The following is a 22,418-nucleotide window of genomic DNA, read 5'->3' on the forward strand; positions in this document are numbered from 1 at the left end:
CGTATTGCTCACGCGTCAACACCTTGTTAACGGCAGAACGGGCCACCTAACGTCATCCGGACCGCCGCTCCCCCCGGTGGAGTTCAAGGGTGAACGTTAGGTGTCCTCCATGCTGACAATCCTCGGCTTCGCCATGATCGCGACCTTCCTGGTCCTGATCATGCTGAAGAAGATGTCGCCGATCGCGGCGCTCGTCCTCATCCCCGCACTCTTCTGCGTCCTCGTCGGACAAGGCGCGCAGCTCGGCGACTACGTCATCGAAGGGGTCGGCAACCTCGCGCCCACCGCCGCGATGCTGATGTTCGCCATCGTCTACTTCGGCGTGATGATCGACGTCGGCCTCTTCGACCCGATCGTCCGGGGCATCCTGCGCTTCTGCAAGGCCGACCCGATGCGCGTGGTGGTCGGCACGGCGGTGCTCGCCGCGATCGTGTCGCTCGACGGCGACGGCTCCACCACCTTCATGATCACGGTCTCGGCGATGTACCCGCTCTACAAGCGCCTGAAGATGAGCCTCGTCGTCATGACCGGTATCGCCGCCACCGCCAACGGCGTCATGAACACCCTCCCCTGGGGCGGCCCCACCGCCCGCGCCGCCACCGCCCTCAAGCTGGACGCCGGCGACATCTTCGTACCGATGATCCCGGCCCTCGGCGTCGGTCTGCTCTTCGTCTTCGCCCTGGCGTACGTCCTCGGGCGGCGCGAGCGGAAGCGGCTGGGCTACCTGACGCTGGACGAGGCGCTGGAGCCGCAGGCCGAGACCGTGCTGGTCGCCACCGGCGGCGGAGAGGGCCGGCCCACGACGGCCGCCGGCGGCGGCACCGGCGGCGGCACCGGCGACGGGCCGGAGGCGGACGTGCCGCAGGCCGAGGACGGCTTCCAGGGGCTCGACCCGAACCGGCCCACCCTCCGGCCCAGGCTGTACTGGTTCAACGCGGCCCTCACGGTGGCCCTCCTCGCCGCCATGATCATGGAGCTGCTGCCGATCCCGGTGCTCTTCCTCATCGGCGCGGCCCTCGCCCTCACGGTCAACTTCCCCCACATGCCCGACCAGAAGGCCCGTATCGCCGCCCACGCCGACAACGTCCTCAACGTCTCGGGCATGGTCTTCGCCGCGGCCGTCTTCACCGGCGTCCTCACCGGCACCGGCATGGTCAAGCACATGGCCGACTGGCTCGTCGGCGCCATCCCCGACGGCATGGGCCCGCACATGGCGTTCGTCACCGGCCTGCTCAGCCTCCCGCTGACGTACTTCATGTCGAACGACGGCTTCTACTTCGGCGTCCTGCCGGTCCTCGCCGAGGCCGGTGCCGCGCACGGCGTGTCGCCGCTGGAGATCGCCCGCGCCTCGCTCGTCGGCCAGGCCCTCCACATGTCGAGCCCGCTGGTGCCGGCGGTGTACGTCCTGGTCGGCATGGCGAAGGTCGAGTTCGGCGACCACACCCGCTTCACCGTGAAGTGGGCCGCGCTCACCTCGCTGGTGGTGCTCGGCGCCGGGATCCTCTTCGGCATCATCTGATGCGGCCCCAGCCCACGCGGCCCCACCGGTACTGGCTGCTGCGCCTCGTCATCGCCTTCGGCTTCGCGCAGGCGGCGGTGTCGATGGCGCGGCCAGCCGTCTCGTACCGCGCCCTCTCCCTGGGCGCGGACGAGCGCGCGGTCGGCGTCATCGCGGGCGGGTACGCCCTGCTGCCGCTCTTTGCGGCCGTACCGCTCGGGCGCAGGACCGACCGGGGGCGGTGCGCGCCGCTGCTGCCCGCCGGGGTGGTGCTGATAGCGGGCGGCTGCGCGCTCAGCGGTACGGCGGGGTCCCTGCCCGCGATGGCGGCGTGGAGCGGCGTCATGGGGCTCGGGCACCTGTGCTTCGTCATCGGCGCCCAGTCGATCGTCGCCCGCCAGTCCCCGCCCGCCGCCGCCGAACAGGACCGGAACTTCGGGTACTTCACCATCGGCGCCTCGCTGGGCCAGCTCGTCGGGCCGGTCGCCGCGGGCCTGCTGATCTCCGGCGAGGACGGCGCCCTGGGCCGTACGAGCGCCCTCGCCCTCGTCGTGTCGGCGGCCGTCGGAGCGGTGTCGCTGGCGTCGCTCTGGCGCATCGAGCACCGTACGGAACGGCCGCGGGCGCGCGACGCGGCGGACAAGGTCCCCGTGCACCGGATCCTGCGGACGCGCGGCGTGCCCGCCGGGATCTTCATCAGCCTCGCCGTCCTGTCGGCGACGGACATCCTCACCGCCTACCTGCCGGTCATCGGCGAGCACCGCTCCATCGCCCCCGCCACCATCGGGCTGCTGCTGAGCCTGCGCGCCGCCGCCACGATCGCCTGCCGCCTGGTCATGACGCCGATGATCCGGCTGCTGGGCCGCACGGTGCTGCTGACCGTCACCTGTCTGCTCGCCGGGCTGCTGTGCGCGGCGATCGCGCTGCCCGTCCCGGTGTCCGTGCTCGCGGCGATGCTGGCGGTGCTGGGCTTCTGCCTCGGCGTGGGCCAGCCGCTGTCGATGACGACCGTGGTGCGGGCCGCCCCCGACCGGGCCCGGTCCACCGCGCTGGCCCTGCGCCTGACCGGCAACCGCCTCGGCCAGGTCGCCGCGCCCGCCTCGGCGGGCCTGGTGGCGGGCGTGGCGGGCCCGGCCGCGCCGTTCGTGGTGCTCGGCGGGCTGCTGCTGGTGGCGGCGGCCCTGGGGGTACGGGTCGGGCGGCAGCCCGGCGCGGCGGAGGGCGAACCGGCGGAGGCCGAGCCGGCACGGGCCGCCCGCCGCCGCGGCGTACGTCAACCGTCCCGCTGAGGCCCGCGCGGATCCCGGGCACCGCGCGGATCCTGGGCCTCGTCAGGCTCCCGGGCACCGCGCGGCTCCGGAGCTCCGTTCGGCTCCCGGGCACCGCGCGGCTCCGAGGCCCCGTCAGGCCCCCGAGCCCCGCCCCGCCACGCTCCTAGGCCCCGCCCCCCTCCGCGGCCGCCGCCTTCGTCGCCGCCAGCACCTTCCGGCAGTGCGCCACCAGCCCCTCCAACGCCGCCTCGAAGGCCGCCTCGGCGCGCCCCGCGCCCACCGCCGCCAGGGCGAGCGCCAGCCGGGGCGTGCTCGTCTCGTCGGGCAGCTCCCACATCGCCTCGGGCGCCGACAGGTCGAGCGCCGAGCCCAGGACCAGGTTCTCCAGGCCGGTCAGCAGCGGCATGACGTCCTTCGCCGCGAAGCCCGCGCCCAGCAGCAGCCCGACGGCCTGCTCGTACTGCTCCAGCACCTTGGGCGCGCGCACCGGTGACGTCATGAGCAGCGGGATGACGCGCGGATGCGTGGCGAAGGCGGCGCGGTAGGAGCGGGCCCAGGCGATCAGGGCCTCGTCCCACGGGGCCGCTTCGAGGGTCGCCGTGTCGACGGCCGCGCACACCCGTTCACGCATCAGCTCGACGATGCCGTCCCGGCCGTCCACATGGTGGTACACCGAGGCCGTCTGCACGCCGAGTCGCCGGGCGATCTGCGGAACGCTGAACTCCCCTTGTTCCGCGACGAGTTCGAGCGCCGTCGTGGTGATGCGCGCCCGGTCGAGCAGTGGCGTGCGCGGCCGTCCCATCGTCGCGTCCCCTTCGTGAGGTCTTCCCGGATGCCCCCACGGAGGCTACATTGCCGCAACCGAAAGCCTTTAGGTTTCCGGTTCCCCCAGGCCGTAGCCCCCGCTCCCGTACGCAGAAGGGCTCAGCACACCCATGTCCGTGACCTCCGACCAGGCGTCCCCGGAGAGAGCCGGCGGCCCCGCGTCGCCCGCCGTCCGGCTCCGTACCGGCACGCTCGGAACCTCCGACATCGCCTTCTTCGTCATCTCCGCCGCCGCCCCGCTCACCGTCATGGCGGGCGTCGCACCCATCGCCATCGTGCTCGGCGGGATCGGCGCCCCCGTCGGATACCTGATCGCCGGCGTCACCCTCGCGGTCTTCGCCGTCGGCTTCACCACCATGAGCCGCCACGTCCGCAGCGGTGGCGCCTTCTACGCGTACATCAGCCAGGGCCTCGGCAAACCCGCCGGCGTCGGCGCCGCCCTCCTCGCCCTGATCGGCTACAACGGCATGGAGATCGGGGTCTACGGGCTCCTCGGCACCGCCACCGCCGACACCGCCCACGCCCTGTGGGGCGTCGACGTCCCGTGGCTGCCGGTCTCCCTCGCCGGGCTGCTGCTCATCTGGTACGGCGGCTACCGCTCCATCGACTTCGGCGCCAAGGTCCTCGGCGTCCTGCTCGTCGCCGAGACCGGCATACTCGTCCTCCTCGCGGGCGGCGTACTCCTCAAGGGGGGCGCGCACGGGCTCTCGCTCGCGTCCTTCGCGCCGGACAGCTTCCTGGTGCCCGGCACGGCCGCCGTCCTCGCCTTCGCGTTCACCGCCTTCACCGGATTCGAGTCCACGGTGATCTACCGCCGCGAGGCCCGCGACCCCGGCCGCACCATCCCCCGGGCGACGTACATCGCCGTGTGCTTCCTCGGGCTCTTCTACGCCTTCATCGTCTGGACCGTGATCCAGGCCTTCGGCGACGCGCAGGTCGTCGAGGCGGCGGGCGACGACCCCGGCGGGCTGTTCTTCGCCGCCATCACCACCTTCGTGGGCGGCTGGGCCGCGGACCTGATGCACGTCTTCATCGTGACCAGCATCCTCGCCTCCCTGCTGGCCTTCCACAACGCCATCAACCGCTACGGCCTCGCCCTCGCCGAGGAGGGCGTCCTGCCCCGCGCCTTCGCCACGGTGCAGCCGCGCCACCGCTCGCCGTACGTCGTCGGCGCCGCCCAGACCGTCCTCGGCCTGGCCCTGGTCCTCGCCTTCGCGCTCGCCGGCGCCGACCCGTACACCCAGCTCCTGCTCTGGCTCAACACCCCCGGCGGCCTCGGCCTGATGGCGCTCCAGCTGCTCGCCGCCCTCGCCATCCCGTTCTACTTCCGCCGCGTCCGCCACACCGAGGGCGTCGTACGGACGGTGATCGCGCCCGTCGCCGCGGCCGTGCTGCTCACCGCCGCGATCGGACTGGTCGTCTCGAAGATCGACGTGTTCACCGGGGCCTCCACCACCGTCAACACCATCCTGGTCGCGCTCGTACCGGCCGTCTTCGTCCTCGGTGTGCTGCTCGCCTTCCGGCTGCGGCGCACCCGCCCGGAGGTGTACGCGCGCTTCGCCGAGGAGCCGGAGGGCCCGGCGGACACCACCGACCCGGCGGACACCACCGACATCGAGCAGGGAGTACGCACGTGACCGCAGCCGACCTCGTCCTCACCGGCGCCCGGGTCCGCACCCTCGACCCCACCCGCCCGCACGCCACCGCCGTGGCCGTACGGGACGGCCTCATCGCCGCCGTCGGCGACGCCGCCGACGTACCGGAGTGGACCGGCCCCGGCACCGAGACCGTCGACCTCGCCGGAGCCACCCTCACCCCCGGCCTCACCGACTCCCACAGCCACCCCGTCTGGGGCCTGGAGATGGCGACCGGACTCGACCTCTCCGCCGTCACCGACCTGGACGGCCTGCGGGCGGCGCTGCGCGGCGCCGAGCGCACCGGCGGCTGGGTCGTCGCGTACGGCCTCGACCACAACACCTTCGGCGGCCGCCCGGTCGACCGGGCGCTCATCGAGGAGGCGCTGCCCGGCGTCCCCGTCTTCATCCGCCTGTACGACGGCCACTCCGCGCTCGCCAACGGGGCCGCGCTGCGGGCCGCGGGCGTCGACGGGCCCCGCTCGTTCGACCAGCGCTCCGAGATCGTGTGCGACGCGGACGGGCGGCCCACCGGCCATCTGATCGAGCACGCCGCCATGGCGCTGGTCACCGCGGTGGTGCCGAAGCCCTCCCGGGCCGAGCGGCGCGCCCGGCTCGTCGAGCTGCTGTCCGCCATGGCCGCGACCGGCCTGACCGGCGCCCACGTCATGGACCTCGGCGACGGCGACGTACCGGAACTGCTGGCCTCCGTCGAGGAGGCGACCGACCTGCCGCTGCGCCTGCGGCTGGCCCCGTGGTGCATGCCCGGCGCCGACGAGGAGGCGCTGGACGAGCTCGTGGCCCTGCAGCGGCTGCGCGGGCGGGACTGGCTCGTCGGCGGCGTGAAGTTCTTCATGGACGGCACCGTCGAGGGCGGCACGGCCTGGCTGGAGCACGCCGACTGCCACGGCCAGGGCACGGACGCCTTCTGGCCGGACCCGGCCGCGTACAGCGCCGCCGTACGCCGGCTCCACGCGGCGGGCGTACGGACCGCCACCCACGCGATCGGTGACGCCGCCGTACGGCACGTCCTCGACACCGTCGAGGCACTGGGGGAGAGCGGGCGCCTCAGGCACCGGATCGAGCACATCGAGACGCTCCCCGCCGATCAGCTCGCCCGCTTCGCCGACCTCGGCGTCATCGCCTCCATGCAGCCGCCGCACACCGCGTACACGCGCGCCGACCACACCGACGAGTGGTCCAGGCGCCTCGGCGACGAGCGGGCCTCGCGCGCCTGGCGCTGCCGCGACCTGCGGGACGTGGGGGCGTACCTCGCGCTCGGCTCCGACTGGCCGATCGCCCACTACGACGCCCGGCAGGTGCTCGCCACCGCCCGCGCGCCGCGCGGGGCCGCTTCGGCGGGCCGCGGGCTCACCGGGCTGATGGCCCTGGAGGGGTGCACCACGCACGCGGCGGTCGCGGCGGGCGAGCAGTCCGTGGCGGGCCGCGTCGCGCCGGGCCTGCGCGCCGACCTGACGGCGTTCGCGGTGGACCCGGTGCAGGCGCCGGCCGGCGAGGTCGCCGAGGCGCCGGTCCGGCTCACGGTCGCGGCGGGGCGGGTGACGCACCGGGAGCTGTAAGACGTCGCCACCGACGCGCGGATCCGGTCGAGTTCGGAGTTTCGACCGGATCGCGCGACGGCGGACTGCCAGAGTGATCGGCGCTCGCCCCCCCCGTACGAAAGGGCCCGCCATGCCGATCCTCGCCGCCGCCACCCGCACCCGCGCCCGCCTGGCCGTCACCACGGCGACCGTCCTGCTCGCGGCCGGCGCCCCCGCCGCGTACGCGAACCTCGACACCGTCTCCGGGCGCGACGCCGGTGGCGCGGCCACCACCCGGGGTGCGGCCTATCTGGAGACGCGCCTGCTCTTCGGGACCGAGCGGCCCGACGGCGGCCCGGACGTCACGGACCAGCAGTTCACGGCGTTCGTCGACCGCGAGGTCACGCCCGCCTTCCCGGAGGGGCTGACCGTGCAGGACGGGCGCGGGCAGTGGCGGGACGCGAGCGGCCGGATCGAGCGGGAGCGGTCGTACGAGCTGATCCTGCTGTACCCGGTGGCGGAGGCCAAGGCCCGCGATCCGAGGATCGAGCGCATCCGCGACGCCTACCGGCTCGCCTTCGGCCAGGAGTCGGTGGCCCGCCTCGACGAACGCACCTCCGTGGACTTCTGATGTGATGTGGTCGGTCCGGCATCCTCTGGCGCCAGAAAACTACCACCGCTAGTTTGGGTGTCGGACGACCCAGTGGCACAGCCCAGTGGCACAGCTCCGAAGGCCCACATAAGGAGAAGCGGATGAAGGCCCACGACGGGATGTACATCGGCGGGGCGTGGCGGCCCGCCGCCGGCACCGACACCATCGCCGTGGTGAACCCGGCGGACGAGCAGGTCATCGCCCACGTCCCGGCCGGCACGGCCGAGGACGTCGACGCCGCGGTACGGGCCGCCCGCGCGGCCTTCCCGGCCTGGGCCGCGACCGCGCCCGCCGAGCGGGCCGCCCGGCTCACCGCCCTGCGCGACGCGCTCACCGCGCGCGCGGAGGAGATCGCCGAGACCGTGACGGCGGAGCTGGGCGCGCCCCCGCAGCTCGCCCAGCAGGTGCACGTCGGCCTGCCGGTCCTGGTCACCGGCACGTACGCCGAGATGGCGGCCTCGTACCCGTTCGAGGAGAAGGTGGGCAACTCCACCGTGCTGCTCGAACCGGTCGGTGTGGTGGGCGCGATCACGCCCTGGAACTACCCGCTGCACCAGCTCGTCGCCAAGGTGGCGCCCGCCCTGGCCGCCGGGTGCACCGTCGTCCTCAAGCCCGCCGAGGACACCCCGCTGACCGCCCAGCTGTTCGCCGAGGCCGTCCACGACGCCGGTTTCCCCGCCGGGGTGTTCAACCTGGTGACGGGTCTCGGCCCGGTCGCCGGCCAGGCCCTGGCCGAGCACGACGGGGTGGACCTGGTCTCCTTCACCGGCTCGACCGCCGTCGGCCGGAAGATCGGCGCCATCGCGGGCGCCGCCGTCAAGAAGGTCGCGCTGGAGCTCGGCGGCAAGTCCGCCAACGTCATCCTGCCCTCCGCCGACCTCGCCAAGGCGGTGACCGTCGGCATCGCCAACGCCCTGTCCAACTCCGGCCAGCGGTGCAGCGCCCTCACGCGCGTCCTGGTGCACAAGGACCAGTACGACGAGGCCGTCGCCATCGCGGCGGAGGCCGTCGCCAAGTACACCCCCGGCGACCGGCTGGGGCCGATGGTCAACGCCAAGCAGCTCCAGCGCGTGCGCGGTTACATCGAGAAGGGCGTCGAAGAGGGCGCACGGCTCGTCACGGGCGGCGCCGACGCGCCCCTCGACCGGGGCTACTACGTCAGCCCGACCGTCTTCGCGGACGTCACCCCGGAGATGACCATCGCCCAGGAGGAGATCTTCGGCCCCGTCGTGTCGATCCTGCGGTACGAGGACGAGGACGACGCCCTGCGCATCGCCAACGGCACGGTCTACGGCCTCGCGGGTGCGGTGTGGGCCGGCGACGAGGCGGAGGCCGTCGCCTTCGCGCGCCGCATGGAGGCGGGCCAGGTCGACATCAACGGCGGCCGGTTCAACCCGCTGGCCCCCTTCGGCGGTTACAAGCAGTCGGGCGTCGGGCGCGAGCTCGGGACCCACGGCCTCGCCGAGTACCTCCAGACCAAGTCCCTCCAGTTCTGACCGCCCGGGAGAAGAAGATCGTGGTCCGCGCCGCCGTCCTGCCCGCCATAGGTGCTCCGCTGGAGATCACCGGCATCGAGCTCCCCGAGCCCGGCCCCGGCCAGGTGAGGGTCCGCCTCGCCGCCGCCGGTGTCTGCCACTCGGACCTGTCCCTGTCCAACGGCACCATGCGCGTGCCCGTCCCCGCCGTCCTCGGCCACGAGGGCGCCGGCACCGTCCTGGCCGTCGGCGAGGGCGTCGCCCATGTCGCCCCCGGCGACGGCGTCGTCCTCAACTGGGCGCCGTCCTGCGGCTCCTGCCACCCCTGCTCACTCGGCGAGGTGTGGCTCTGCGCCGACGCCCTCACCGGCGCGGGCAGCGTCTACGCCGTCACCGAGGACGGCACGGAGCTCCACCCGGGCCTGAACGTCGCCGCGTTCGCCGAGGAGACCGTCGTCGCCGCCAACTGCGTCCTGCCGGTGCCGGACGGCGTCCCGCTCGTCGACGCCGCCCTGCTCGGCTGCGCGGTCCTCACCGGCTGGGGCGCGGTCCACCACTCCGCCCGCGTCCGCGCGGGCGAGTCGGTGGTCGTGTTCGGCATCGGCGGCGTGGGCCTCGCCACCCTCCAGGCGGCCCGGATCGCGGGTGCGGGACCCCTCATCGCCGTCGACGTGTCGCCGGAGAAGGAGGAGCTCGCCCGCCGGGCCGGCGCCACGGAGTACGTGGTCGTCTCCGAGACCACCGCCAAGGAGATCCGCAAGCTCACCGGCGGGCACGGCGCCGACGTGGCCATCGAGTGCGCCGGTCGCGCCACCGCCATCCGTACCGCCTGGGACTCCACCCGGCGCGGCGGCCGCACCACGGTCGTCGGCATCGGCGGCAAGGACCAGCAGGTCACCTTCAACGCCCTGGAGATCTTCCACTGGGGCCGCACCCTGTCCGGCTGCGTGTACGGCAACTCCAACCCCGCCGAGGACCTGCCCCTCCTCGCCGGGCACATCCGGGCCGGGCGCCTCGACCTGGGCGCCCTGGTGACCGAGCGGATCGGGCTGGACGGCATCCCGGCCGCCTTCGAGAACATGATCGCGGGCAAGGGCGGCCGGGCGCTGGTCGTCTTCTAGCCCCGCCCCTGGGACTGGTCCCGCTTCGCACCTCCCGGCCGTGCCCCGCGCGGCCGGGAGCGCGACACCGCCACACCCGCGAGGCACAGGGCGCCACCGGCCAGCGTCAGGGCGCCGGGCAGCTCGTCGAGGAACAGCCACGACATGAGCACCACCAGCGCGGGCACGGCGTACGTCGTGGCGCCCAGCCGCCCCGCCGTCGTACGGGCCAGCGCGTACGCCCATGTCGTGAACGCCAGCGCCGTCGGGAAGACGCCCAGGTAGAGCATGTTGAGTGTGGCGGACAGCGGCGCGCGGCCCGCCTCGTCGACGAGCTGTCCGGCGAACGGCAGGCACAGCACCGCGCCGGTCAGGCAGCCGTACGCCGTCGCCTGGAGGGCGCTCGCGTGCGCCAGCGCCGGCTTCTGCGCCACGACCCCGGCCGCGTACCCGATCGCCGCCAGCAGGCACAGCAGCACTCCGAGGACGGAGGCGTGCCCCGCGCCGGCCCGGCCGGACATGGGCAGGCCCACGGCGACCGCGCCCGCGAACGACACCGCCATCCCGGCCAGCAGGCGCGGCGGCAGCGCCTCGCCCAGCACGCGCGCGCCGAGCAGGGCGATCAGGATCGGCCCGATGTTCACGATCATCGCGGCGGTGCCCGCGTCGACCTCCTGCTCGCCCCAGTTGAGCACCACCATGTAGACGCCGAACCAGAGCAGGCCCGACACCAGGATCCCGGGCCAGGCGGCGCGCGGCGGCAGCCCTTCACGCCGGATCAGCAGCACGCATACGAGGGTGAGCGCGCCGGCGAGCAGCCGCCCCAGGGCGAGGGCGCCGGGGGAGTACGCGGCGCCGGCGCTGCGGATCGACACGAAGGCCGAGGCCCAGAAGACGACGGTGACACCGGCGGCGGCGAGCGGAAGGAACGGTGACTTCGGGGAGTCGGTCATGGGCCGACCGTACGGCCGGAACCGTTCGGCGCTCACCGAAGTGTCACGGGCTCGATCCCGAGCAGCGCGTGCAGCGCCCGCTCGCCGTCCGCCGTCACCTTCACGGCCCGCTCGGACCCGATCCGTACGCACCAGCCGGCGTCGAGCGCGTGCCGGCACAGGGCCGCGCCCGCCACCCCCGCCAGATGGGGCCTGCGTTCCGTCCAGTCCAGGCAGCCGCGCGCCATCGGGCGCCGCCCCTTCGGCTCCAGCGGGATCCCCCTCGCGCCGAACCAGTCCACCCCCGCGTCGGTGAGCGCGAACCCGGTGTCCTGCCGCAGCAGCCCCCGTACGGTCATGGCCTCGGTGACGGCGATGCCGAGCCTCCCGGCGAGGTGGTCGTAACACGTGCGCCCCCGCGCCATGGCGCTGTCCACGCTCGCCGCCCGCAGCGAGCGCGGCGCCCGCGGCTCCCGCCCGCCCGCCGCCTGCGCCGCCAGGTCCTCGACCAGGTGCGCGATCCGCTCCCCGGCCAGCCGTACGTACCGGTGCCGCCCCTGCCGCTCCTCCACGAGCACCCCACCCGCGACGAGCCGCCCCAGGTGCTCACTGGCGGTCGACGCCGCCACCCGCGCGTGCCGGGCCAGCTCCCCGGCGGTCCAGGCCCGCCCGTCGAGCAGGGCGAGGCAGAAGGCGGCACGCGTCTCATCGGCGAAGAGCGCAGCGAACGCGGCGAGGTCTTGGGGGGCCATGCCCCCAGGATGGGGCACCTACTGTTCGGCGGCGGCCGAACCGTCCTGCCGGCGCCACTCCCAGCGCCAGAACGCGTTCCAGCGGTGATCCTCCGAGAACTCGGGACCCAAGACGCCCACTCGTCCGTACGCCTCCCCGGTACGCGGATCGTCCCGCTCGGCGAGGCCGTAGGCGGCCTCCAGGCGCACCGATTGCTCCTCGTCGTCGAGCAGGCCCACCAGCGTGTCCGCCACGGCGGGCGTAAGGTCCGAGGAGGCGGCGATCGCGGCCGCGGCACTCGCGCGCACACCCGAATCCGCGTCCCGGAGCACGGAACGCAGCGCCTCGATCGCCTCCGGGGTGGTGTCGTGCCGTCCGAGCACCTGGCACGCCGAAATGCGCACGCGTGGGTCCGGATCCCGTACGAGGCCGAGCAGGGCGGCGCGGCCCTCCGGCGTCAGGGGCGGACCGTAGGGGCCGAAGGCGTAGGGAACGTGCCTGCGGACACGGGGGTCGGGGTGGTCGGCGTACCGGAGCCCGATGGCCTCCTGGTCGCGATGCCCGTATGCGGTGAAGGCGTCCAGCACCTCGGCGAGGACAGCGCTGTCGGTCTCCTCGAGCGCCCACGCGGCGAGGAGTTCACCGTTCTCCTCGTCGTACGCCGTGTCGGAACCGCCCAGCACCGAGCTCAGCCACAGCACGGCGACGACGAAGCGGCGGTGGGCCGGGTCGGGGTGGTGCCGGAAGGCCGTCAGGGCGTTCCTGGTCTCCCGGCTGCGCCGCTCGCCGAGGACGGAACGGGCCGCCGACCAGTCCACGTGGCGGTCGTCGCGGTGCTTCAGCGCGCGGGCGACCAACTCCTCGACGGGCGTCAGGATGCGGAAGGCCCACTCCAGATGGGTCAGGATCGCGCCGTGCCCGGCCCGCACGGTGAGCCCTCCCAGCGAGACCTGCTCGACGTGGTCCCACTCGTCGTCCTCGACCCGGACCATCCGGGCCGGGCTCGTCGCACCGGTCCGGAGCCGCAGCTCGGCGACCGCGCCGGTTTCGCACCAGCTGCGGGCGAGTGCGAGCAGCCGTTCCCGGGAGGGCTCGGGGAGCCGCAGCCGCGGTTCCCGGCCGAGCACGGCGAGGAAGACCGCGGGTGAGCCGAGGTCGACGGCACGCAGCAGCGGCGTGGTCCCGTCCGGCAGCGGCCGGTCCGGGTCGGCCCCACCCTCCACGAGCGCACCGGCGACCGGCTCGTCGTATGCCGCCACGGCCGCGCACAGCACCGGCAGGCCGTCCTCGCCGGGCGTGTCCGGGTCGGCGCCCGCCTCCAGCAGGGACCGTACGGCCTCCGCGTCCCCGGCCCGTACCGCCGTTGCGAGGTCCGCGCCGATCATCGGCGTGCCACCCCCTCGTACCGCACCGCCAGCCCGTCCAGCAGCGCCCGCAGCCCCGTCTCGAAGGCGCCCTCGTCGACCTGCTTCTGGTGCTCGGCGAGCAGGTGCGCCTGGCCCAGGTGCGGGTAGTCGGCGGGGTCGTACGCCGTCTCGTCGTCGACGAAGCCGCGCGCGAAGGAGCCGAGGGCCGAGCCGGTGATGAAGTACCGCATCAGCGCGCCGATGTGGGTGGCGTGCGCCGGGGGCCAGCCCGCCCGGACCATCGCACCGAAGACGGCGTCGGCCACGCGCAGGCCGGCCGGGCGGCGGCCGGGGCCGCGGGCGAGGACGGGCACGATGTGCGGATGGTCGGCGAGCGCGGCGCGGTAGGAGACCGCCCAGTCGTGCAGGGCCGTGCGCCAGTCGCGGCCGTCGGCCTCGTCGAACATCGACAGGTCGATCTGGGCGCTGACGGAGTCGGCGACCGCGTCCAGGATCTCGTCCTTGTTGCGGAAGTGGTTGTAGAGCGAGGGCCCGCTGACGCCGAGTTCGGCGGCGAGGCGGCGGGTCGAGACCGCGTCGAGGCCCTCCGCGTCCACGAGCGCGAGCGCCGTGGTGACGATGCGTTCTCTGCTGAGGAGGGGCTTGCGCGGTCGGGCCATGCGGCACATAGTAGGCCCTGCCGAAAAGAAACTAGCAGTGATAGTTAACGGGAGGGTGTCGCGCCGTGGACCTGGAGCTGAGCGAGGAGCAGGCGGTCGTCCGGCAGCTCGCCGAGGAGTTCGTGCGGCGCGAGATCGCCCCGCACGTCGTCGCCTGGGACCGCGCGGAGAGCGTCGACCGGTCGATCGTGAAGAAGCTCGGCGAGGTCGGCTTCCTCGGCCTCACCATCCCCGAGGAGTACGGCGGCAGTGGCGGCGACCACCTCGCGTACTGCCTGGTCACCGAGGAGCTGGGGCGCGGCGACTCCTCCGTCCGCGGCATCGTCTCGGTCTCGCTCGGCCTGGTCACCAAGACCATCGCCGCCTGGGGCAGCGAGGAGCAGAAGCGTCACTGGCTGCCCCGCCTCACCGCCGGGGACGCCCTGGGCTGCTTCGGCCTCACCGAACCCGGCACCGGCTCCGACGCCGGCAGCCTCACCACCCGCGCGGTGCGCGACGGCGAGGACTACGTCGTCAACGGCAGCAAGATGTTCATCACCAACGGCACCTGGGCCGATGTGGTCCTCCTCTTCGCCCGCACCAACGACACCCCCGGCCACCGGGGCGTCTCCGCCTTCCTCGTACCGGCCGACACCCCCGGCCTGACCCGCCGCACCGTCCACGGCAAGCTCGGCCTGCGCGGGCAGGCCACCGCCGAACTGATCCTGGAGGACGTGCGGGTGCCCGCCTCCGCCCTCCTGGGCCCCGAGGGCAAGGGCTTCTCGATCGCGATGTCGGCGCTCGCCAAGGGCCGCATGTCGGTCGCCGCCGGGTGCGTCGGCATCGCGCAGGCGGCGCTGGACGCGGCCGTGCGGTACGCGGGCGAGCGCGAGCAGTTCGGCAAGCCGATCGCCTCGTACCAGCTCGTGCAGGAACTGATCAGCGACATCGCCGTGGACGTCGACGCGGCCCGGCTGCTGACCTGGCGGGTGGCCGATCTCGTCGACCGGGGCGAGGAGTTCGCCACCGCCGCCTCCCAGGCGAAGCTCTTCGCCTCCGAGGCCGCCGTACGGTGCGCCAACAACGCCCTCCAGGTCTTCGGCGGTTACGGCTACATCGACGAGTACCCGGTCGGCAAACTGCTGCGCGACGCACGCGTGATGACGCTCTACGAGGGCACCAGCCAGATCCAGAAGCTCATCATCGGGCGGGCGCTGACGGGCGTCTCCGCTTTCTGAGTACGGCTTCTGAGTACGGCTTCTGAGTACGGGAGCGGATGTGGCCCCGGCCACAGCCCGCGCATGCTTTCCCGCATGAGTGACACACCGGTCAAGCAGCAGAACACGGCCGCCTACTACGGCCAGGCCGTGGCCTCCTTCGCACTCGCCCTGGGCGCGGTGGCCATCGGCATCTTCAACCTGGAGGCGGACGCCTGGGTCCGCGCCTTCCTGGCCATCGCGGTCCTGTACCTGACGACCTCCGCGTTCACCCTCGCCAAGGTCGTCCGCGACCGCCAGGAGGCCGGTCAGATCGTCAGCCGCGTCGACCAGGCCCGCCTGGAAAAGCTCCTCGCCGAGCACGACCCCTTCCAGAAGCTCTGAGGCGCGCTCTAAGCGCTTGCTCACCGTCGCGGTATGGTGTTCGTCCTGGAGGTCATGGAAGGGGCGCACGCGATGAGCACGGCGGAGGAGACGGCCGGCGGCGAGGACACGCCGTGGGACGAGGTCACACCGGAGGCGGCCAGGAGGCTGCTGGTCGCCGCCGTCGACGCCTTCGCCGAGCGCGGGTACCACGCCACCACCACGCGTGACATCGCGAGCCGCGCCGGGATGAGCCCGGCCGCGCTCTACATCCACTACAAGACGAAGGAAGAGCTGCTCCACCGGATCAGCCGGATCGGCCACGTGAAGGCCCTGAAGATCCTCCAGGCCGCGGAGAGCGGCCCCGGCACCGCCGCGGAGCGGCTCGCCGACGCCGTGCGCTCTTTCGTCCGCTGGCACGCCGGGCGGCGCACCACCGCCCGCGTCGTCCAGTACGAGCTCGACTCGCTGAGCGAGGAGCACCGCGCCGAAATCCACGAGCTGCGCCGCAAGAGCGACGCGGTGGTGCGCCGCATCATCAACGACGGCGTGTCGGCGGGTGAGTTCGACGTGCCCGACGTCTCCGGCACCACCCTCGCCGTGCTCTCGCTCTGCATCGACGTGGCCCGCTGGTTCAACACCACGGGGCGCCGGACGCCCGACGAGGTCGGCGCGCTCTACGCCGACCTCGTCCTGCGCATGGTGGGGGCCCCGGGGACGCCCCGGGCTCAGAAGTAGTAGCGGGACACCGACTCGGCGACGCACACCGGCTTGTCGCCGCCCTCGCGCTCCACCGTCACCAGCGCGGTCACCTGCACGCCGCCGCCCGCCTCCTCGACGCCCTGGAGCGCGGCGGTCGCGCGCAGCCGCGAGCCGACCGGCACGGGGGCGGGGAAGCGCACCTTGTTGGTCCCGTAGTTGACGCCCATCCTCACGCCCTCGACCCGCAGGACCTGCGGCACGAACAGCGGCAGCAGCGACAGGGTGAGGTAGCCGTGCGCGATGGTCGTGCCGAACGGGCCGGTCGCCGCCCGCTCCGGGTCCACGTGGATCCACTGGTGGTCGCCGGTGGCCTCGGCGAAGAGGTCGATCCGCTTCTGGTCGACCTCCAGCCAGTCGCTGTGGCCCAGCTGCTCGCCGACCGCGGCGCGCAGCTCGTCGGCGGACGTGAAGATCCTCGGCTCTGCCATGTCCCAGCTCCCCTGACCTGGCTCGGTTGTCTAAGCGCTTGCTCAGCATGGTCGGGGGAGAGGGCTCCTGTCAACGGACGCTCCGGCACGGCCAGTAGGGTGCGACGGGTGCCGAAGATTCCAGAGAAGATCCACGAGCTCACGGTCGGACAGCTGTCCGCGCGCAGCGGCGCGGCCGTGTCCGCCCTGCACTTCTACGAGTCCAAGGGCCTGATCAGCAGCCGGCGCACCAGCGGCAACCAGCGCCGGTACGGCAGGGACGCGCTGCGCCGCGTGGCCTTCGTCCGCGCCGCGCAACGCGTCGGCATCCCGCTCGCCACGATCCGGGACGCCCTCGCCGAACTCCCCGAGGAACGCACGCCGACCCGGGAGGACTGGGCCCGCCTCTCCGAGGCCTGGCGCTCGGAGCTGGACGAGCGCATCACACAGCTGAGCCGGTTGCGCGACCACCTCACCGACTGCATCGGATGCGGCTGCCTGTCACTGAAGACGTGCGTGCTGTCCAACCCGGACGACGTCTTCGGTGAGCGCCTGGCCGGCTCCCGCCTCATGCCCGAGGCCGCCCGCCCGAAGCCCGCGCCGGCTGAAACGGACGGCTGAAACGGACGGCTGAAGGTGCCGGCCGGGGATCGGGCGGCTGACCGGACCGCGGAGCGGGCCGCCTACTCGGAAGCCGCGAACCGCTCGGGCCGCTCGGTCCGGTCCTGGTACGGCTGCTGGTCGGGCTCCCGCTCCGTCATGCCGGGCCGGCCGAAGAGCAGGTCGTAGCCCGGCGGCAGCTGGAGCAGGATCCGCCGCATCAGGTCCTCGTCCGCCGTGTCGGCCACGACGCTCAGCACGGCGCCGATGTCCCACGTGGCGGTCTCCTCGGTGGCGCCCTCTATCCACGCGGCGGTCGCGCGGACGAACCGCTCCGGGCTGAGGGGCTCCGCAGCGGTGAGCGGGTTGAGCAGGACCAGGGCGCACGTCTCCGGCAGCCCGGCGGCCAGCTCGGCCCGCTCGTTGCCGACCAGGTGTGCGCCCAGCAGGGCGAGGACGACGCGGGTGGCGCGATCGGCCTCCCGCTGTGACGGGTATTCGCCGCGTTCCTGCACCGACGTCAGGAACGCGTCCCACTGCATGCGCATGGTTCTCCCTGGGCCTTTCGACCGGTGGGCCGGGGGCGGTGGGGCCGGGAGGGGCCCACCGCCCCCGTACGGTGAGGTGTGGCCGCCGCCCGGCTCAGCCGCTGATCTCCTTGCGGTCGCCGCCGCCGCTGATGGAGATCTTGCGCGGCTTCGCCTGTTCGGCGACCGGGATCCGCAGCGTCAGGACACCCATGTCGTACGACGCCTCGATACGGTCGGTGTCCAGGGTCTCGCCGAGGAAGAGCTGGCGGCTGAAGGTGCCGGCCGGCCGCTCCGCGATCACCATCTCGGCCCCCTCCTCCGGGGCCGTACGGCGCTCGGCCCGGACGGTGAGGACGTTCCGCTCGACGTCCAGGTCGATGCTGTCCGGTGTGACCCCCGGGAGGTCGAGCCGCACGACGAAGGCGTCTCCCTCGCGGTAGGCGTCCATCGGCATGGCCGCGGGGTGCGCGGCGGTGCCCATCAGCCGCTCGGTGAGCCGGTCGAGCTCACGGAAGGGGTCGGTACGCATCAGCATCATCGGTCCCTCCTCTGTCTGCTCCATGTCCTCACAGATGGTGCTGACCGTTACATCTCCTTCTATAGCGCGCCATCCCGAAGTTGACAAGAGGAGACTCAAGAAACCTCACTCATATTCGGTGCCGCCCTTCCGTGTCAGGTACGCCGGGCTGACCGCCTTCGCGATGGCGCGCCCGCCCACGACCGGGCTGTACCGCTCCACGGCCGGCCGGATCACCACGCCCTCCCGCAGGTGCAGTTCCCGCCCCGACACCGTCTCCCGGCCGGTCGCCAGCTCCAGCACGGTCGCGATGTCGTACGGCCCCGCGTACAGCCGCGGTACGAGCGGCAGCTCGTCGGCCGGCAGCTCGTCCGCGCCCAGCCAGCGCACGCGGCCGTCGATCTCGGCCGACACGTCGAAGACCGCGTACCCCACGCCCTGCTCGGCGCGGCCGTTCGCGCCGTACGCCAGGTCCTGGACCCCCGCGCCGTACACCTCGCCGAAGATCCCGACCCGCGTGGCGCCGAGACGGGCGGCGAGGCGCGCGGCGACCGCCGGGACGCCGTACGCGCGCACGGCCCGCCAGTACAGGTTGCCGGGGTCCTCCTTCAACGCCAGCCCCTTGGCGCCGAATCCCTTCGAGGAGACGTACACCCGCTCGTCCTCGGCGACGTACGTCACCAGACAGGCGGTGCCGTGGACCTTCTCCGTGAGCACCACCGGTTCGCCCGGCTCGAAGACGTCCGGGTACCGCTGGACGTTCTCGATGTCGACCCACGGCAGCAGGTCGGGCGCCGCCTCCACCTCGCCGTCCATCGTCGTCGGCACCGGTGGCACCCACTTGGTGATGCCCAGCAGCTCCGCGAAGTCCGTCCCCTCGGCGGCGGCACGCACCAGGTCCACGTCCGCGAGCGCGCGCGGCCGGCACACGATGCCCTGCGACAGCTCCCCGCGCAGCCGCACCGCCTTGACGCGGTCGGACGCCTTGCCCGCCAGACGCCCCGTCAGCCCCAGCTCCGCTATGAGCTCGGGCGGCAGCACGGCCTGCTCCGGTATGTACACGGCGGCGTCGCCGCTGCGATAGGCGCCCTTGGCGACGACGGCCCGGTACAGGCCCACTTGGGCCAGCTCCAGGGCGTCGGCGTTCGGATGCTCGTGGACGGTCAGCAGTTCGGCGGTGACACGCAGCGTCGACATGGTGGCGGCTCCTCGGGGTGCGTCGTGCGTTCAGTGGTGTTTTCGCATCGCCGCACACTGTTCCGGCGCCGAATCGGCTGGCCCAGCGGTTTTCCCGCTGGTAGCGTCACGCGCTTCCGGGCAGCCGCAGCCGCAGCCGCCGAACCGCCTCCACCAGCTGGGCGTTGGACCGGGCGGGCCGCCCGTCCGGCAGGAGCAGGGTGTCCTCCAGGCCGATGCGGGTGTCCAGCCTCAGGCGTATCGCCAGCCGCGCCACGGGCCACGCCCCGCCGTCCTCGCCGTGCAGCAGCACCGGTACGCCGTGGGCCGCGCCCAGCTCGTCCAGCAGGGCCCGGGCCGTGGCCGGCGCGGTCGTGGGGTCCGGGTCCGCCACCTCGGCCAGCACCCGCGTCACGCGGGGCGCCAGGGGAGAGGCCAGGAAGCGGCGTGCCGCGTCCGTACCCGACCGGATGCCCGCCTCCACGCCCACTCCGCGCTCCAGCAGCGCGGCCGCGACCTCCTCGGCGCCGGGCTCGTCCCAGTTGACCGAAGCGTGGTCGGGCAGCACCGTCCACGAGCGCACCCGCTCCACGCGGCGCACCGGGTCGGGCTCGGCCCACGCGCCGGTGGTCACCCCGACCGGTACGTCCACCGCGTCCCGTATCGCCGTGAGGACGGGCGCCAGCACGCGTGCCGACAGCGTGTCGTGGCCGCACGGAGTCTTGGGATGCACGTGCACCTCGGCGGCGCCGGCCGCCACGGCACCGGCCGCCGACTCGGCCATGGACGCCGGAGACATGGGCACGGCCGCGGAATCACCGGCTCCGCGGGCCCCGTTGAGACAGACCTGGATCATGTCTCGATGGTGGCACCCGCCACTGACAACGGACCGGTGCACCGGCGTCGCCGCCGGTGCCGGGACCCCACCCCGGCCCGGCGCACCACGCCCCCGCGGCCGTGCGCCCCCGTACCCCGTGTATCCCCCGTTGCCCCGTTGTGTCCGATCGTCTCACCCCACCGACACGAGTTCCCTGCGCGGCCGCGACTCCGTCCGTGCCCCCGGCCGCATCCGCCGCTTGGCCGCCGCCAGCGCCTCGGAAGTCAGCACGGGCTGCGGCACCACGATCCCGCAGCCCGTGCAGACGGGCCCGAACCACGGTTCCGCGCTCAGCTCCGGCCGCCACACGATCCGGTCGTCCGCGCACACCGGGCAGTCGTCCCCGGGCGCCGACTCCAGCGCCGCGATCAGCCGGCGCAGGCCGTCCGCCATCGGCAGGACCGGATGCAGCGACGGATCGTCGCACCGGAGGATGCCGTTACCGCCCCAGGTGCGCCGGTGCCAGTCGTCGAACCAGCCCGGCCGGCGCAGCCCGTCGTGCTTCTCGCGCTTGCGGCGCGCCGCGAACTCCTCCTCGTACGCGAGCCACACGGCCCGCGCCTCCTCCACCTCGTCGAGCGCGGCCACCAGCCGCGCCGGATCCGGCGCCCGGTCCTCGGGCCCGAACCTGTGCCTGCTGCACAGGTGGTCCCATGTGGCGCGGTGCCCGTAAGGGGCGAACCGCTCCAGGCACTTGCGCAGCGAATACCGCCGCAGCGCCAGATCGCATCCCGGGTCGCGTACTTGTCTCGCAAGACTGCGGAAACCGGCCATCGCACTGCCACCTCCGTCGCTCGTACTTCGGCGTCGATGAATGGACGTACGAGTGCCCGCATCGGCTCCATCGAAAAACGGATGGGAGCCATCATCGGTACATCTGGCGCGAAACGTGCCCGCCGCGCCGCATGGGGCGGCCTCGGCGCCGCGAGGTGACGGCCGGTCACCTGCCGACGCCCGCCTCGTCCTGGGGCGGAGGGCTCCTGCCGACGGGCAGGGGGCTGCCCAGGGGGCACGGCCGACGGGAGGATCCCCTACCGGCGGTACGCCAAGTACCGCTGCCGTACCGCCCGGAAGGCCGCCAGGTCCGCCTCCCAGGCAGCCACGACGTCGTCCGTCCCCGCGCCCGCGTCGATCAGTGTGCGCACCTTCGCGGAGCCGGTGAGCTTGTCGATCCAGTGGTCCGGGCGCCAGGCGAAGCCGCTCCAGCTGCGCTTCGCCGTCACCAGCAGTCCGACCCCCGTCCGTACCGGGTCGAACGCCTCCCGGTCGTCCACGTGCAGCTGCACCCCGCCCACCGTCTTCCCCTGGAACTTGGAGAAGGTCGGCGTGAAGTACGCCTCCCGGAACCGCACTCCGGGCAGCTCCAGCGCGTTCGCCGCCTCCGCCCAGCGCCGGTCGACGCCCTCCGCGCCGAGCAGTTCGAAGGGGCGGGTCGTGCCCCGCCCCTCGGAGAGGTTCGTCCCCTCGAACAGGCAGGTCCCCGCGTACACCAGCGCGGTGTCCGGCGTCGGCATGTTGGGGCTCGGCGGCACCCACGGCAGGCCCGTCGCGCCGAAGAAGTCCCTGCGCCGCCACCCCGCCATCCGTACGGTCGCGAGCTCCACCGGCCGCGCGAGGAACTCGCCGTTGAACAGCCGCGCCAGCTCCACCACCGTCATCCCGTGCGCCTGTGCGATCGGCTCGCGCCCGACGAACGTCGCGAACGCCCTGTCCAGTACGGGCCCGAGGGCCGCCCGCCCGGTCACCGGGTTCGGCCGGTCCAGCACCATGAAACGTTTCCCCGCCAGCTCCGCCGCCACCATGCAGTCGTAGAGCGTCCAGATGTACGTGTAGAAGCGCGCGCCCACGTCCTGGATGTCGAACACCACCGTGTCGACGCCCGAGGCGGCGAAGACGTCCGCCAGCGCCCGCCCGCTCTTCAGGTACGTGTCGTACACCGGGAGCCCCGTCGCCGGGTCGTCGTACCGGCCCTCCGAACCGCCCGCCTGCGCCGTCCCCCGGAAGCCGTGCTCGGGGCCGAAGACGGCCACCAGGTCCACGCGTTCGTCCGCGTGCATCACGTCCACGATGTGCCGCACCTCGGCCGTGACCCCGGTCGGGTTGGTCACCACGCCCACGCGCTGTCCCGCCAGCGCCGCGTACCCGTCCGCCGCGAGCCGGTCGAACCCGGTCCGCACCCGGCGGCCGCCCTCGTGGGCGGTGGCGCTGCCGGGCGCGGTGGCCGCCGCCACCCCCGCCGCGCCGCCGGCGATCAGCAGACCCCGTCTGGACACGCTCATCCGCACACCTCCGTGCCGTTCGACC

At 73.6% G+C, this 22,418-nt stretch carries 23 protein-coding genes; 11 read left to right on the top strand and 12 right to left on the bottom strand.

Annotated features, from left to right (window positions below; translation table 11 throughout):
* Window positions 1-109: 109 nt before the first annotated feature.
* Together ACZ42X_RS15855 and ACZ42X_RS15860 are read left to right on the top strand one after the other, a co-directional pair.
* The gene (locus tag ACZ42X_RS15855) at window positions 110-1,519 is read left to right on the top strand and encodes a CitMHS family transporter (protein ID WP_468289491.1); all 1,410 of its coding nucleotides are present in this window, start codon (window positions 110-112) and stop codon (window positions 1,517-1,519) included.
* Entirely contained in the window at window positions 1,519-2,787 is a 1,269-nt protein-coding gene (locus tag ACZ42X_RS15860) for an MFS transporter (protein WP_468289493.1), read from the top strand. Before ACZ42X_RS15855 ends, ACZ42X_RS15860 begins: the two co-directional genes overlap by 1 nt.
* Before the next feature lie 145 nt (window positions 2,788-2,932).
* Here ACZ42X_RS15860 and ACZ42X_RS15865 read toward each other — a convergent pair whose 3' ends face one another.
* Complete coding sequence (locus ACZ42X_RS15865; RefSeq protein WP_468289495.1) at window positions 2,933-3,571, bottom strand: TetR/AcrR family transcriptional regulator; 639 nt, start codon at window positions 3,569-3,571, stop codon at window positions 2,933-2,935.
* Between the two features lie 133 nt (window positions 3,572-3,704).
* On the opposite strand from ACZ42X_RS15865, the gene ACZ42X_RS15870 reads away from it, so the two are divergent.
* The 5 genes from ACZ42X_RS15870 (at window position 3,705) to ACZ42X_RS15890 (ending at window position 10,017) form a co-directional block, all read left to right on the top strand.
* Complete coding sequence (locus ACZ42X_RS15870; RefSeq protein ID WP_468289497.1) at window positions 3,705-5,231, top strand: APC family permease; 1,527 nt, start codon at window positions 3,705-3,707, stop codon at window positions 5,229-5,231.
* A complete protein-coding gene (locus tag ACZ42X_RS15875) occupies window positions 5,228-6,808 on the top strand; it encodes an amidohydrolase (protein WP_468289499.1) in 1,581 nt (526 codons plus the stop codon). The genes ACZ42X_RS15870 and ACZ42X_RS15875 overlap by 4 nt, the downstream gene beginning before the upstream one ends.
* Window positions 6,809-6,920: 112 nt before the next feature.
* Entirely contained in the window at window positions 6,921-7,400 is a 480-nt protein-coding gene (locus ACZ42X_RS15880) for a DUF3574 domain-containing protein (protein ID WP_468289500.1), read from the top strand.
* Between the two features lie 122 nt (window positions 7,401-7,522).
* Window positions 7,523-8,917 carry an aldehyde dehydrogenase family protein gene (locus ACZ42X_RS15885; protein ID WP_468289503.1) on the top strand — a complete coding sequence of 465 codons (1,395 nt, stop codon included), beginning with the start codon at window positions 7,523-7,525 and terminating at the stop codon, window positions 8,915-8,917.
* Window positions 8,918-8,937: 20 nt separating this feature from the next.
* A complete protein-coding gene (locus tag ACZ42X_RS15890) occupies window positions 8,938-10,017 on the top strand; it encodes a Zn-dependent alcohol dehydrogenase (RefSeq protein WP_468289506.1) in 1,080 nt (359 codons plus the stop codon).
* On the opposite strand, the gene ACZ42X_RS15895 is transcribed toward ACZ42X_RS15890, so the two are convergent.
* From ACZ42X_RS15895 to ACZ42X_RS15910, 4 genes are read right to left on the bottom strand one after another with little or no spacing between them, the layout of a single operon-like run.
* Window positions 10,014-10,949 (bottom strand): DMT family transporter, encoded by a 936-nt coding sequence (locus ACZ42X_RS15895; RefSeq protein ID WP_468289509.1) that lies wholly within the window; start codon window positions 10,947-10,949, stop codon window positions 10,014-10,016. The genes ACZ42X_RS15890 and ACZ42X_RS15895 overlap by 4 nt on opposite strands.
* Before the next feature lie 32 nt (window positions 10,950-10,981).
* Window positions 10,982-11,680, bottom strand: a complete 699-nt coding sequence (locus ACZ42X_RS15900) for an ArsR/SmtB family transcription factor (protein WP_468289512.1) — start codon at window positions 11,678-11,680, stop codon at window positions 10,982-10,984.
* An 18-nt stretch (window positions 11,681-11,698) separates the two neighbouring features.
* A complete protein-coding gene (locus ACZ42X_RS15905) occupies window positions 11,699-13,045 on the bottom strand; it encodes a HEAT repeat domain-containing protein (protein WP_468289515.1) in 1,347 nt (448 codons plus the stop codon).
* Complete coding sequence (locus tag ACZ42X_RS15910; RefSeq protein ID WP_468289518.1) at window positions 13,042-13,686, bottom strand: TetR/AcrR family transcriptional regulator; 645 nt, start codon at window positions 13,684-13,686, stop codon at window positions 13,042-13,044. Before ACZ42X_RS15910 ends, ACZ42X_RS15905 begins: the two co-directional genes overlap by 4 nt.
* A 65-nt stretch (window positions 13,687-13,751) precedes the next feature.
* Between ACZ42X_RS15910 and ACZ42X_RS15915 the strand changes: the two genes are divergently transcribed.
* The 3 genes from ACZ42X_RS15915 (at window position 13,752) to ACZ42X_RS15925 (ending at window position 15,983) form a co-directional block, all read left to right on the top strand.
* The gene (locus tag ACZ42X_RS15915) at window positions 13,752-14,903 is read left to right on the top strand and encodes an acyl-CoA dehydrogenase family protein (RefSeq protein WP_468289521.1); all 1,152 of its coding nucleotides are present in this window, start codon (window positions 13,752-13,754) and stop codon (window positions 14,901-14,903) included.
* 75 nt (window positions 14,904-14,978) lie between these two features.
* Window positions 14,979-15,266, top strand: coding sequence for a YiaA/YiaB family inner membrane protein (locus ACZ42X_RS15920; protein ID WP_468289524.1), 288 nt, complete (start codon window positions 14,979-14,981; stop codon window positions 15,264-15,266).
* A 72-nt stretch (window positions 15,267-15,338) separates the two neighbouring features.
* Window positions 15,339-15,983, top strand: a complete 645-nt coding sequence (locus ACZ42X_RS15925) for a TetR/AcrR family transcriptional regulator (RefSeq protein ID WP_468290146.1) — start codon at window positions 15,339-15,341, stop codon at window positions 15,981-15,983.
* On the opposite strand, the gene ACZ42X_RS15930 is transcribed toward ACZ42X_RS15925, so the two are convergent.
* Window positions 15,974-16,435 carry a MaoC family dehydratase gene (locus ACZ42X_RS15930; RefSeq protein ID WP_468289527.1) on the bottom strand — a complete coding sequence of 154 codons (462 nt, stop codon included), beginning with the start codon at window positions 16,433-16,435 and terminating at the stop codon, window positions 15,974-15,976. The two genes, ACZ42X_RS15925 and ACZ42X_RS15930, sit on opposite strands and share 10 nt — an antisense overlap.
* 108 nt (window positions 16,436-16,543) lie before the next feature.
* Between ACZ42X_RS15930 and soxR the strand changes: the two genes are divergently transcribed.
* The gene (soxR, locus tag ACZ42X_RS15935) at window positions 16,544-17,035 is read left to right on the top strand and encodes a redox-sensitive transcriptional activator SoxR (RefSeq protein ID WP_468289530.1); all 492 of its coding nucleotides are present in this window, start codon (window positions 16,544-16,546) and stop codon (window positions 17,033-17,035) included.
* Window positions 17,036-17,097: 62 nt separating this feature from the next.
* On the opposite strand, the gene ACZ42X_RS15940 is transcribed toward soxR, so the two are convergent.
* From ACZ42X_RS15940 to ACZ42X_RS15965, 6 genes are all read right to left on the bottom strand, one after another.
* Window positions 17,098-17,562 carry a DUF2267 domain-containing protein gene (locus ACZ42X_RS15940; RefSeq protein WP_468289533.1) on the bottom strand — a complete coding sequence of 155 codons (465 nt, stop codon included), beginning with the start codon at window positions 17,560-17,562 and terminating at the stop codon, window positions 17,098-17,100.
* A 94-nt stretch (window positions 17,563-17,656) separates the two neighbouring features.
* Complete coding sequence (locus tag ACZ42X_RS15945) at window positions 17,657-18,082, bottom strand: Hsp20/alpha crystallin family protein (RefSeq protein WP_468290148.1); 426 nt, start codon at window positions 18,080-18,082, stop codon at window positions 17,657-17,659.
* Between the two features lie 105 nt (window positions 18,083-18,187).
* Window positions 18,188-19,258 (bottom strand): RNA ligase (ATP), encoded by a 1,071-nt coding sequence (locus ACZ42X_RS15950; RefSeq protein WP_468289536.1) that lies wholly within the window; start codon window positions 19,256-19,258, stop codon window positions 18,188-18,190.
* A 106-nt stretch (window positions 19,259-19,364) separates the two neighbouring features.
* Entirely contained in the window at window positions 19,365-20,093 is a 729-nt protein-coding gene (locus tag ACZ42X_RS15955) for a 3-keto-5-aminohexanoate cleavage protein (protein WP_468289538.1), read from the bottom strand.
* A 153-nt stretch (window positions 20,094-20,246) separates the two neighbouring features.
* Window positions 20,247-20,888: a hypothetical protein gene (locus ACZ42X_RS15960; protein ID WP_468289542.1), complete on the bottom strand. Its 642-nt coding sequence runs from the start codon at window positions 20,886-20,888 to the stop codon at window positions 20,247-20,249.
* 257 nt (window positions 20,889-21,145) lie between these two features.
* Window positions 21,146-22,393, bottom strand: a complete 1,248-nt coding sequence (locus ACZ42X_RS15965; protein ID WP_468289545.1) for an exo-beta-N-acetylmuramidase NamZ family protein — start codon at window positions 22,391-22,393, stop codon at window positions 21,146-21,148.
* Window positions 22,394-22,418 lie beyond the last annotated feature (25 nt).

It is taken from the genome of Streptomyces sp. NPDC030862, assembly GCF_055571835.1.

What these genes read in the sequence shown, in the direction of transcription:
- ACZ42X_RS15855 (WP_468289491.1), top strand. Translation starts at nt 110, where the DNA reads ATGCTGACAATCCTCGGCTTCGCCATGATCGCGACCTTCCTGGTCCTG.
- ACZ42X_RS15860 (WP_468289493.1), top strand. Translation starts at nt 1,519, where the DNA reads ATGCGGCCCCAGCCCACGCGGCCCCACCGGTACTGGCTGCTGCGCCTC.
- ACZ42X_RS15865 (WP_468289495.1), bottom strand. Translation starts at nt 3,571, where the DNA reads ATGGGACGGCCGCGCACGCCACTGCTCGACCGGGCGCGCATCACCACG.
- ACZ42X_RS15870 (WP_468289497.1), top strand. Translation starts at nt 3,705, where the DNA reads ATGTCCGTGACCTCCGACCAGGCGTCCCCGGAGAGAGCCGGCGGCCCC.
- ACZ42X_RS15880 (WP_468289500.1), top strand. Translation starts at nt 6,921, where the DNA reads ATGCCGATCCTCGCCGCCGCCACCCGCACCCGCGCCCGCCTGGCCGTC.
- ACZ42X_RS15885 (WP_468289503.1), top strand. Translation starts at nt 7,523, where the DNA reads ATGAAGGCCCACGACGGGATGTACATCGGCGGGGCGTGGCGGCCCGCC.
- ACZ42X_RS15895 (WP_468289509.1), bottom strand. Translation starts at nt 10,949, where the DNA reads ATGACCGACTCCCCGAAGTCACCGTTCCTTCCGCTCGCCGCCGCCGGT.
- ACZ42X_RS15900 (WP_468289512.1), bottom strand. Translation starts at nt 11,680, where the DNA reads ATGGCCCCCCAAGACCTCGCCGCGTTCGCTGCGCTCTTCGCCGATGAG.
- ACZ42X_RS15905 (WP_468289515.1), bottom strand. Translation starts at nt 13,045, where the DNA reads ATGATCGGCGCGGACCTCGCAACGGCGGTACGGGCCGGGGACGCGGAG.
- ACZ42X_RS15910 (WP_468289518.1), bottom strand. Translation starts at nt 13,686, where the DNA reads ATGGCCCGACCGCGCAAGCCCCTCCTCAGCAGAGAACGCATCGTCACC.
- ACZ42X_RS15920 (WP_468289524.1), top strand. Translation starts at nt 14,979, where the DNA reads ATGAGTGACACACCGGTCAAGCAGCAGAACACGGCCGCCTACTACGGC.
- ACZ42X_RS15925 (WP_468290146.1), top strand. Translation starts at nt 15,339, where the DNA reads ATGAGCACGGCGGAGGAGACGGCCGGCGGCGAGGACACGCCGTGGGAC.
- ACZ42X_RS15930 (WP_468289527.1), bottom strand. Translation starts at nt 16,435, where the DNA reads ATGGCAGAGCCGAGGATCTTCACGTCCGCCGACGAGCTGCGCGCCGCG.
- ACZ42X_RS15940 (WP_468289533.1), bottom strand. Translation starts at nt 17,562, where the DNA reads ATGCGCATGCAGTGGGACGCGTTCCTGACGTCGGTGCAGGAACGCGGC.
- ACZ42X_RS15945 (WP_468290148.1), bottom strand. Translation starts at nt 18,082, where the DNA reads ATGATGCTGATGCGTACCGACCCCTTCCGTGAGCTCGACCGGCTCACC.
- ACZ42X_RS15950 (WP_468289536.1), bottom strand. Translation starts at nt 19,258, where the DNA reads ATGTCGACGCTGCGTGTCACCGCCGAACTGCTGACCGTCCACGAGCAT.
- ACZ42X_RS15955 (WP_468289538.1), bottom strand. Translation starts at nt 20,093, where the DNA reads ATGATCCAGGTCTGTCTCAACGGGGCCCGCGGAGCCGGTGATTCCGCG.
- ACZ42X_RS15960 (WP_468289542.1), bottom strand. Translation starts at nt 20,888, where the DNA reads ATGGCCGGTTTCCGCAGTCTTGCGAGACAAGTACGCGACCCGGGATGC.
- ACZ42X_RS15965 (WP_468289545.1), bottom strand. Translation starts at nt 22,393, where the DNA reads ATGAGCGTGTCCAGACGGGGTCTGCTGATCGCCGGCGGCGCGGCGGGG.